Source organism: Pseudomonas sp. MSSRFD41, assembly GCF_014230245.1.
GTDB lineage: Bacteria > Pseudomonadota > Gammaproteobacteria > Pseudomonadales > Pseudomonadaceae > Aquipseudomonas > Aquipseudomonas piscis.
Map to the genome: position 1 here is coordinate 1 of NZ_JACKZK010000063.1, position 1,131 is coordinate 1,131.

At 66.8% G+C, this 1,131-nt stretch carries 1 protein-coding gene; it reads left to right on the top strand.

Annotation, left to right across the window (positions count from 1 at the left end):
• Positions 1 to 1,131 (top strand): type I polyketide synthase (locus H7A76_RS32205; RefSeq protein ID WP_185702242.1); only part of this gene is annotated, 1,131 nt, incomplete at both ends.

Below are 1,131 nucleotides of genomic sequence, written 5' to 3' on the forward strand. Positions count from 1 at the left end.
CAACCAGGATGGCGCGAGCAACGGCATCACGGCCCCCAATGCTAATGCCCAGACCCGGCTGGAATTGGAGGTCTATCGGCGTCACGGCATCGAGGTCGAGCATATCGGCCTAGTGGAGGCCCACGGCACCGCGACGGTGCTGGGCGACCCGATAGAGGCCAGGGCTCTCGCTGACGCCTTCGCCCAAGGCGGCCATCGGGGCGCACCTTGCGCCCTTGGCTCGATCAAGAGCACGGTCGGGCACACGGCAACGGCGGCGGGCATCGCGGGGGTCCTCAAGGTGCTGCTCGCATTGCGGCATCGGCAGATCCCGGCGTCGGCACATTTCGTCAGTGCCAATCCGCACATCGATTTCACCCACGGCCCGTTTCATGTCCCCACCCGCACCGAACAGTGGCGCAGGCCCGTGGCCGGGGAGCGGCTGGCGGCCGTCAGCTCATTCGGCTTCAGCGGTACCAACGCCCATGCGGTGATCGCAGAAGCCCCCGAACGGCCGGTGCAGCCATCGACCAACCCGCTGCATCTGGTGGTGCTGTCGGCCAGGACCGCGCCCCAATTAAGGCTTCAGGTGCAGAACCTGCTCGCCCACCTGCGGCGTGAGCCCGTTGAACCGGGGGCTATGAGCCACACCTTGTTGCTGGGCCGGCGCCACCTCGAACAACGCCTGGCCTGGGTCACCAGCGATGCGGATGCGCTGTGCGCGCAACTGCTGCAATGGCTTGACGCCGGCGAGCTGATCGACGGCTACAGCGGGAGCGTCGACGGCACCCAGGAAGCCTCCACCAAGGCCCAGGCCCAAGCCAACCAATGCCTGCAAGACAGCCGCGCGCCGGCCAATTCCGAGATGCTCCGAAGGGCGCTGCTGTCACTGGCGCAGCTGTATGTCGAGGGGATCGAGCTGGACTGGGCGCGATTGTTCCAGGGGCAGCGGCCGTGCCGGGTCGCATTGCCGACCTATCCGTTCGAGAAAGAGCGCTATTGGCCATCCAGCAAAAATCAAGAGGACTGGCAGGGCGACGCTCAGGCTCAACCGGCGCCACCCCAGGCCAAGCCGGGGGCTGCGCTCGTCACGATGGGGAATGTCAGCGTCAGCAAGCTAGCCGCGGCAACCCAAGCCAAACCCGGCCGTCT